At 30.3% G+C, this 8,915-nt stretch carries 9 protein-coding genes; 4 read left to right on the top strand and 5 right to left on the bottom strand.

Annotation, left to right across the window (positions count from 1 at the left end; translation table 11 throughout):
- Nucleotides 1-63: 63 nt before the first annotated feature.
- The 3 genes from xerD to HMPREF3046_RS05075 all read right to left on the bottom strand — a co-directional run bounded on the left by xerD (nucleotide 64) and on the right by HMPREF3046_RS05075 (nucleotide 2,206).
- A complete protein-coding gene (xerD, locus tag HMPREF3046_RS05085; RefSeq protein ID WP_070717113.1) occupies nucleotides 64-951 on the bottom strand; it encodes a site-specific tyrosine recombinase XerD in 888 nt (295 codons plus the stop codon).
- Between the two features lie 165 nt (nucleotides 952-1,116).
- Nucleotides 1,117-1,563, bottom strand: a complete 447-nt coding sequence (locus tag HMPREF3046_RS05080; protein ID WP_048679284.1) for a ferric iron uptake transcriptional regulator — start codon at nucleotides 1,561-1,563, stop codon at nucleotides 1,117-1,119.
- A gap of 100 nt (nucleotides 1,564-1,663) precedes the next feature.
- Entirely contained in the window at nucleotides 1,664-2,206 is a 543-nt protein-coding gene (locus HMPREF3046_RS05075; protein ID WP_070717110.1) for an NUDIX domain-containing protein, read from the bottom strand.
- Between the two features lie 81 nt (nucleotides 2,207-2,287).
- Between HMPREF3046_RS05075 and HMPREF3046_RS05070 the strand changes: the two genes are divergently transcribed.
- On the top strand, nucleotides 2,288-3,196 hold the full coding sequence (locus HMPREF3046_RS05070) for an aldo/keto reductase (RefSeq protein WP_070717107.1): 909 nt from the start codon (nucleotides 2,288-2,290) through the stop codon (nucleotides 3,194-3,196).
- 96 nt (nucleotides 3,197-3,292) lie between these two features.
- Here HMPREF3046_RS05070 and HMPREF3046_RS05065 read toward each other — a convergent pair whose 3' ends face one another.
- Nucleotides 3,293-4,051: an SDR family NAD(P)-dependent oxidoreductase gene (locus tag HMPREF3046_RS05065; RefSeq protein ID WP_083316368.1), complete on the bottom strand. Its 759-nt coding sequence runs from the start codon at nucleotides 4,049-4,051 to the stop codon at nucleotides 3,293-3,295.
- A gap of 104 nt (nucleotides 4,052-4,155) precedes the next feature.
- Here HMPREF3046_RS05065 and proC point away from each other — a divergent pair, with 104 nt between their 5' ends.
- Complete coding sequence (proC, locus tag HMPREF3046_RS05060) at nucleotides 4,156-4,971, top strand: pyrroline-5-carboxylate reductase (RefSeq protein WP_070717102.1); 816 nt, start codon at nucleotides 4,156-4,158, stop codon at nucleotides 4,969-4,971.
- A gap of 95 nt (nucleotides 4,972-5,066) precedes the next feature.
- On the opposite strand, the gene rnz is transcribed toward proC, so the two are convergent.
- The gene (rnz, locus tag HMPREF3046_RS05055; protein ID WP_070717099.1) at nucleotides 5,067-5,987 is read right to left on the bottom strand and encodes a ribonuclease Z; all 921 of its coding nucleotides are present in this window, start codon (nucleotides 5,985-5,987) and stop codon (nucleotides 5,067-5,069) included.
- A 242-nt stretch (nucleotides 5,988-6,229) separates the two neighbouring features.
- Between rnz and zwf the strand changes: the two genes are divergently transcribed.
- Together zwf and HMPREF3046_RS05045 are read left to right on the top strand one after the other, a co-directional pair.
- Nucleotides 6,230-7,714, top strand: a complete 1,485-nt coding sequence (zwf, locus tag HMPREF3046_RS05050; RefSeq protein WP_070717094.1) for a glucose-6-phosphate dehydrogenase — start codon at nucleotides 6,230-6,232, stop codon at nucleotides 7,712-7,714.
- Between the two features lie 211 nt (nucleotides 7,715-7,925).
- Nucleotides 7,926-8,792 (top strand): AraC family transcriptional regulator, encoded by an 867-nt coding sequence (locus tag HMPREF3046_RS05045; protein ID WP_070717090.1) that lies wholly within the window; start codon nucleotides 7,926-7,928, stop codon nucleotides 8,790-8,792.
- The last annotated feature ends 123 nt before the right edge of the window (nucleotides 8,793-8,915 follow it).

Genomic DNA, 8,915 nt, shown 5'->3' with positions numbered 1-8,915 from the left:
ATCATTCCCACTAATTGGGGTCAGTCCAAAAAGTTAAATAATTCACTTTTCTTTCTTTTATTTTTAAGCTCTAGGATGAAATTGATTATACATTTGTCTTATTTGGGATTTAGACACATGTGTATACAGTTGCGTCGTTGAAATATCTGAATGGCCAAGCATTTCTTGAACTGCTCTTAGATCTGCCCCGTTTTCTAAAAGATGTGTAGCAAATGAATGTCTCAACGTGTGAGGGGTTAAAGTTTTATTAATATTAGCCTTCGAACCATATTGTTTAATCATCTTCCATATTCCTTGTCTAGTTAAAGGTCTACCGTGCATATTTAAAAATAATACATTTGTAATAGTTTTTTTCAAAAGTTGAGGACGTACCTTTTCTAAATACGTATCTAGAAATTCAATCACAGTGTCTCCTAATGGTATAATTCGTTCTTTATTACCTTTACCAAATACTCTAATAAATCCCATAATAAGATTTATATCTTCAATATTAATTTGTATCAGTTCAGAAACACGCATACCAGTCGCATATAATAATTCTAATATTGTACGATCACGATATCCATTTTTCTTATTTAAGTCCGGTGTTTCTAAAAGTTGCAGTACTTCCTCAACTTCTAAAACATCGGGTAACTTCTTCTCATATTTTGGAGTCTCAATTAAGACAGTTGGATCTTTAGCGGCATATTTTTCTCTAAGTGCAAATTGATGAAAATTGCGAATTGTAGAGATAAAACGCGCCATTGATTTAGCTGAAGCACCTTGATCTATTAAATATCCTAAGCATTCTTGTATAACTTGCCGATCAATAAAATCGATATGAGCAATTTTATGTTCTTTCATGTATTCTTCATATTTAGCTAAATCGCGTCGATATGCGCCGATAGTATTTTCACTCAATCCCTTTTCAATTTGAATAAATTTTAAGAACTCTTCAATAATCGTATTCATATTACACCTCCGTTTATGTAAAAAAGGTATGAAATAGAATTCAAAATTGATTCTTAATTTCACACCTTCTATCGATTAATTATTACATATTACTTTTGTATCTTGAAAAGCGCTTCTAAGCATTTGCATATAAAGTTGAAACAACACTTTATTAGGTTTAACTTATTATTTACCTTTAGCTTGGCATTCTGAACATATACCATGAAATGTTAAACGATGATCCAAAATTTTAAATTGATATTCTGATTCAACACGTTCTTCTACTTTTGGCAGTAAATCTTCATGAATTTCATCTACCTTACCACATTCCATACAAACTAAATGATGATGAAAATGTTTCGCACCTTCTTTTCTCAAATCAAATCGTGCTACCCCATCACCAAAATTAATTTTATCTACTACTTTTAATTCAGCAAGTAGTTCTAAAGTTCGATAAACAGTAGCTAAACCTATTTCAGGTGCTTTATCTTTTACTTTTAAATATACATCTTCAGCACTTAGATGATCTTTTTCATTTTCAATTAACACACGAACTGTTGCTTCGCGTTGAGGCGTTAATTTATAAGAAGATTGCTGTAATTGTTGTTTTACTCTATTTAGACGTTCTTCCACGGGAGCATCACTCCTCAATTAATTATAATCATTTTAAACTAAATTATTTCAATTAATAAATTACCAATAAATTTAGTAAAAATCAAGTAGTTATCATGCCTTATTTAGAATGATTATAATTTGATAATACATATTGTAAAGCAATTATTGTTTTCGCATCTTCAATTTCATGACTTTCTAAAAGTGCATGGATATCGTCTAAGTGTATTTTATACAATTCTACAAATTCGTCATCATCCAGATTTAATTCTCCAACACTTAAATTATCAGTAAAATAAATAGTTAGTTTCTCATTTGAAAATCCTGGAGAACCATACATATGAGTAATGAACGTTAAATGATTAGCTTTGTAACCAGTTTCTTCTTCTAATTCGCGTTTAGCTGCTTCTTCTCTTTCTTCATCTTCTTCTAGTTTACCTGCTGGAATTTCTAACAAGGGTTTTTCAATAGGTTTACGATATTGTTTAACCAATAACACTTCTTTTTCTGGAGTAATCGCGCAAATTGCCACAGCACCATTATGCTTGATAATTTCTCTCTTAGAAGTTTTCCCGTCTGGTAACTCCACATCGTGTATTTCTAGATCGATAATTTTACCATTATAAATGACTGTTCTATCAAATGTTTTTTCATTAAAGTCCATTATATTCACGTCCCTTTTCATTCAGTTAATAAATTGATAAGATAAATGCGTTAACTAAAGTGTATCGGAAGGAGATTGTTCATGCAAAAAAATATATTAAAAAGTGGCATTGAAATTTCGGAACTAGGTTTAGGCTGTATGAGTTTAGGCACAGAATATCATCACGCAGAAGAAATCATTGAGTGTGCAATTGAAAATGGTATCACATATTTTGATACTGCAGATATTTATGATAGAGGTGTCAATGAAGACATTGTTGGAAAGTCTTTAAAGAAATATCAAAATAGAGATGACATTGTTATAGGAACAAAAGTAGGAAATAGACCTCTTAATGATGGTAGTACTACTTGGGATCCTTCCAAAAAATATATTAAAGAAAGTGTTAAAAGTTCTTTAAAACGTTTAGGTTTAGAACAGTTAGATCTTTATCAACTTCACGGTGGAACAATTGATGATCCCCTAGATGAGACGATTAGTGCATTCGATGAACTGAAAAAAGAAGGTGTAATCAAAGCTTATGGAATCTCTTCTATTAGACCTAACGTGATTGAGTATTATTTAAAACACAGTCAAATAGAAACGATTATGTCTCAATTTAATCTTATTGATAATCGTCCAGAACGTCTTTTGAATCACATTCATTCTCATGGCGTAAAAGTTTTAGCACGTGGTCCTGTGTTTAAAGGGTTACTTACTTCAAATAGTGTTAATGTACTTGATCAGAAATTTTCCGATGGTATTTTTGACTATAATTATCATGAATTAGGAGAAACGATTGCTTCTATTAAGGAAGTTGAAAGTAATTTAAGTGCTTTATCATTCGAATATTTAAAATCCCATGATGCATTAGGTTCTATTATTGTTGGTGCAAGTTCTGTTTCACAATTAAAAGATAATATTGCTAATTTTAATAAAACAGTAAGTTTGGATCAAATTAAATCAGCACGTCACCGTGTGAAAGATTTGGAATATACTCAGCATCTTGAGTAATTAATCATTATTATAAATTCATACAAATCATCGTTGGTATAAAGTACAAGTGATGAAGTATCTATGATGAATGCTTCATCACTTTTTTAGGTTAAATTATATTTTATTTTTAAACAATGAAGCAAAATGTTTTTCAATTTTTCTAGGAGCTAATTGGTAAAGTTTTAATAATGGATTCATCCATAGCGGCTTATTAATTTCTAATTTACGAGTGATAATACCTTTAACGATGTCTTCTGCGAGTATTTTAGGATCTATCATTAGTGACGCATATTTATTAGCATACTTCAATGATGGATCTGCTTTTTTGTGAAATGGTGTATTAATGGGACCTGGATTAACAGTCATAACATGAAAGTCTTGCTCCTCAATTCTTAGAGCATTTAATACGCCATTTAAAGCAGCTTTAGATGACCCATAAAATGCAGCATTCGCTTGCGTTGCAAATGCTGCCTGACTTGAAATAGCCACTATAGAAGCGTTCATTGTTAAATATGGTTTAACAGATTTAAATAATGTAATAAAACCAAGCACATTCACATCATAAGTTTCCATGATTTCTTCTAACGAATGAGATTGTATTGATTTAAAAAAACCTAAACCTGCACTATAAATGATTCCGTCAATCGGATAACAAAGGGATTTAGAAATATTATCTATTTGTGAAGTATCTTGTAAATTACATTTAATCATTGAAACACGATGTTTGTACGGATTAAAATTAATATTTTCGAATTTCTCCGTACTACGAACAATGAGGGTAATATATGCGCCTTTTTTTAATAATTTTTTCGTTATTTCTAAACCTAAGCCACTAGTTCCTCCAGTTACGATGAAATGTTTACCTACGATCACTGATGATTCTCTCCTATCTATCAAGTATGGTTAATTTTTGATAATAATTTTAATGAATATGTTACTATAGTTTTATCAATTAAGGATAAGGATGGTGCTGTTTTATGAAGTTAGTATTTTATGGCGCTGGTAACATGGCACAAGCCATTTTTAAAGGAATTATTGATTCTAAAATATTAAATCATAATGATATTTATTTAACAAATAAATCAAATGAAAATACTTTAAAATTATTTGCGAAAGAATTAGGAGTAAAATATAGTTACGATGATGCATTTTTATTAAAAGATGCAGATTATATTTTTTTAGGTACTAAACCTCATGATTTTGAAACGGTCGCATCACGTATTAAATCACATATACAATCAGACCATCATTTTATATCTATTATGGCTGGTTTATCGATAAATTATATTCGAGAAAAGCTAGAAACGAATAATCCTGTTGCTAGAATTATGCCCAATACAAATGCACAGATAGGTCATTCAGTAACAGGTATTAGTTTTTCTGGTAATTTCGATCCTCATTCTAAAGATGAAGTAACAGAATTAATTAGTGCTTTTGGTTCAGTTATTGAAGTTGACGAAGAGTATTTACATCAAGTGACAGCTATTACAGGAAGCGGACCAGCTTTTTTATATCATGTATTTGAACAATATGTTAAAGCAGGAACATCATTAGGTCTTGAAAAGAAGCAAGTTGAAGAATCCATTAAAAATCTCATTATTGGAACAAGTAAGATGATTGAACGATCAGATTTAAGTATGGAACAACTTAGAAAAAATATTACCTCTAAAGGTGGCACAACACAAGCTGGATTAAATGAACTGAATCGACATGATATTGAGGGTGTTTTTAAAGCCTGTCTAGATGCTGCAGTTCATAGAAGTATCGCTCTTTCTAAAAGTGAAGAGGATTAATAAATATTAAAAATAGCTATAATGAAAATTAAGTAATACATATCGTTATAGCTATTTTTTGAGTTTTTACGTATCATTAAAAACTCTAATATGATTTAAAATTTGAATGTATCGAAATCTTTAACAAACTCAAAGTTTGGTGTATCTTTCATTTCTTTTAATGCACGGTTTATCTCTTCTATCTCTTCTAAATTATATCGATTACTTAGATGGGTAATAAAACTTTTTTTCACATTGGACTGATGGATTAATTTAAATACATCATCAATGTGACTATGATGATAGTTATTTGCTAAAATTTTGTCACCTTCAATATATGTTGCTTCATGAATCATAATATCCGCATTTTCTGCAAGTATATATTCGTTATCACATGGTTTCGTATCTCCAAAAATGGTAACAATAGGTCCTGGTTTGGCTGGACCTTTAAAGTCTTTAGAAAGATAAATTTGATTATTATATTCAAAAGTATCAAACATTTTTACTTCTTGATATTTAGGACCCGGCTCTAGTCCAATTGCCTTTAATGCAGTGACATCAATTGTACCTGGTGTTGTAGGAGCCTCAATTCGATAACCATATGAAGGTATACCATGATTTAATAACCTTGATGAAACTGTAAAGCCATTATGATGATATGTAAAATTATTATCAATTTCAATATATGTAATAGGATAGTTTAAATGAGATTCAGATAATTTCAATGCAGTTTCAATAAATTGTTGTAAACCTGTTGGCCCTATTAACGTCAATGGTTTATCTTCTCCACCTTGAAATGAACGACTTGTTAATAATCCAGGTAATCCAAAAATGTGGTCGCCATGCATATGTGTGATGAAAATATGATCAACTTTGCCTAATTTTATTGAGTGATGCAAAATTTGATGTTGAGTCCCCTCTCCTACATCGAATAACCATACTGAATTTGAATAAGGTTCTAGATTTAAAGCAATGGCTTGAGTATTACGATCTTTAGTAGGTAAACCCGCACTCGTTCCAAAAAATGTAACTTCCATGCATTTGCCTCCTCTTTCTTTAGTATATTTTATCATACGTCTATAAGTTTGTTATCATATGAAATAAAATAAATGAATTTATCAGAATTTAGGGTATAATGTAACTTATAAAAAATAAATTGTATGTTATTTAGTTTAATATTGTAAATATTATCAACAATTTTAGGCAAAAATATATCAAGAAAAACAGTTTTAATTTATAATGAATGAATCATAGCAATTAAAGAATTGAGGTTTTGAATTTGAACACACATACTAAACATATCCCTTGTTTAATTACTATATTTGGCGCAACTGGAGATTTGAGTCATAGAAAATTATTCCCTTCTTTATTCCATTTATATCAACAAGATAATTTAGATGAACATATTGCCATTATTGGTGTTGGTCGAAGAGATTATACTAACGACTTTTTCCGTGAACAAGTTAAACAATCTATTCAAACACACGTCAAAGATACTGATCGACTCGATGAATTCATAGAACATGTTTTTTATTTTAAAAATGATGTTAATGAAGAAGAAAGTTATCATGAATTATTAACATTCTCTAATGAACTTGATGATACATTTAAATTAGAAGGTAATCGCCTATTCTATTTAGCAATGGCGCCTCAATTCTTTGGACCAATTTCTGATTATTTAAAAGCTTCTGGCTTAACTGAAACTAAAGGATTTAAACGCCTTGTAATTGAAAAACCATTTGGTAGTGATTTTAAATCTGCTGAACAATTAAATAATCAATTACGACAATCATTTAAAGAAGAAGAAATATACAGAATTGATCACTATCTTGGTAAAGATATGGTGCAAAATATCGAAGTTCTACGATTCGCTAATGCGATGTTTGAACCTCTTTGGAATAATAAGTATATCTCTAATATCCAAATCACTTCTTCAGAAATACTCGGTGTTGAGGATCGTGGAGGTTATTATGAATCGAGCGGCGCATTAAAAGATATGGTACAAAACCATATGTTACAAATGGTTGCATTACTAGCAATGGAAGCACCTATTAGTCTAAAAAGTGATGATATTCGAGCTGAAAAGGTGAAAGTATTAAAATCTTTAAGACAATTAAAACCTGAAGAAGTCAATCAAAACTTTGTGCGTGGACAATATGGAGAAGGGACTATTAATGACCAACGTGTTATCGCTTATAGAGATGAAGATCGTGTTGCGTCTGATTCTAATACACCGACCTTTGTTTCTGGAAGGTTAACTATTGATAACTTCCGTTGGGCTGGTGTACCGTTCTATATTCGTACTGGTAAACGTATGAAATCTAAATGTATACAAGTTGTTGTAGAATTTAAAGAAGTTCCTATGAATTTATATTATCAAACGGACCGATTACTAGATTCTAATTTATTAGTTATTAATATTCAACCTAATGAAGGTATTTCATTACACTTAAATGCTAAGAAAAGTATTCAAGGTATCGAAACAAAACCTGTTCAACTGTCTTATGCTATGAGTACACAAGATAAAATGAACACGGTAGATGCATATGAAAACTTGTTATTCGATTGTCTTAAAGGTGATGCAACAAACTTTACACATTGGGAAGAACTTAAATCTACATGGAAATTTGTGGACGCTATTCAAGAACATTGGACCATGATTGATCCAAATTTCCCTAATTATAAATCAGGGACAAATGGCCCTATCGAAAGTGATTTATTATTAAGCAGAGACGGAAATCATTGGTGGGACGATATTCAATAAACAGATATATTAGAAACTTCATGTGATAAATATATAAAGGATAAGACACATTATATTATTTTCACTTATTGAAAATAAGGTCTTGTCCTTTTTAAATTGAATGTGTAAATAGTCATTTAAAAATTTAATTTAATTTTATATTATTGATGTATATTTTTATAAAATAATGTAAAATATTAGTATTGATTGTAAATTTATTGGAGTGAAAGTTTTGGACGTTATCAAGCAGATACAACAGGCAATTGTATATATAGAAGATCATTTATTAGAGCCTTTTAATTTGCAAAATTTAAGTGATTACGTTGGTCTTTCCCCTTACCATCTTGATCAATCGTTTAAAATGATTGTTGGACAACCTCCTGAAAGTTATGCGCACTCTCGAAAAATGACTGAAGCTGCTAAAGAAATGATACAAAGTTCTTCGAGATTAGTTGATGTGGCAAAACGCTATAATTATTTAAGTTCAAATGACTTTGCAAATGATTTTAGTGATTTTCATGGAATATCTCCTATTCAAGCTTCTACTAAAAAAGAAGAACTAAAAATGAATGAACGTTTGTATATTAAATTAACAACTACAGAAAGAGCACCATACCCTTACAGGCTAGAAACGACTAAAGACACACCTCTAGTTGGATATGTAAAATATATCGAGGCTAATCAACTATCTAACCCTTACAAAGTTCCTGATTTTTTAGAAGATTTATATTTAGATGGTAAAATAAAAGAATTAAAACGATATAATAATATCAGTCCATATGAGTTATTTGTTATTACATGTCCTTTAGATGAAGGTGTAGAATTATTTGTGGGCGTACCTAGTGAACGTTATCCAGCTCACTTAGAAAACCGGTTATTACCAGGGCGGCACTATGCAAAATTTAATTTGCAAGGTCAAGTTGATTATACTGTTAATGAAGCTTGGTATTATATTGAATCCAGCTTACAACTTACTCTACCTTATGAAAAAAATAGCTTATATGTTGAAATTTATCCTTTTGATCTCTCATTCGAGGACCCGTTCACTAAAATACAATTATGGCTGCCTATTAAACAAGAAACTTATGAGATAGAATAAAAGAAGAGACTGGGACATCATTCCTAGCAAAAAAGCCAGTAAATGAATTTTTTATAAATTCTGGACTGACCCCAATTAGTGGGAATTATATAAAACACTTTCGTTGAATTCATATTAAAATGA

Source organism: Staphylococcus sp. HMSC070D05 (genome assembly GCF_001815595.1).
Classification (GTDB): domain Bacteria; phylum Bacillota; class Bacilli; order Staphylococcales; family Staphylococcaceae; genus Staphylococcus; species Staphylococcus hominis.
Note: the sequence above shows the minus strand (reverse complement) of the source record. Positions and strands in the feature narration are given on the sequence as shown.